Below are 395 nucleotides of genomic sequence, written 5' to 3' on the forward strand. Positions count from 1 at the left end.
GGACAGCACCACCGCGGCCAGCAGGACCACGACGGCCAGGTCGCCGTAGCCGCCCGCGTAGTAGTTGGCGTACTGCTGCACCAGGCCCACGGTGAGCGCGGACAGCGCGACGCTGGTGATCGAGACGAGTCCGCCGATGATCACCACGACGAACGCGAACACCAGCATCGACGTCCCCTGATGCGGGGAGAGGGAGCCGAAGTAGAGGCCGCCGAGCACGCCGGCCAGGCCCGCGAGGGCGCCGCCGAGCGCGAAGACCAGGGTGAAGGCACGGGTGACGTCGATGCCGAGTGCCGTGACCATCGCCCGGTCCTCGACCCCGGCGCGGACGATCAGCCCGTAGCGGGTGCGGGACAGGAAGAGGTGGATGCCGGCGAGCACCAGCAGCGCCACCG

General features: G+C 71.1%; 1 pseudogene. It reads right to left on the bottom strand.

From position 1 onward, the window contains the following. Nucleotides 1-395 (bottom strand): annotated as a pseudogene (locus LPA54_RS41325) (branched-chain amino acid ABC transporter permease); the annotation flags it as partial.

Origin of the sequence: Streptomyces sp. DH12, assembly GCF_020873895.1 — a bacterium.
Classification (GTDB): Bacteria; Actinomycetota; Actinomycetes; order Streptomycetales; family Streptomycetaceae; genus Streptomyces.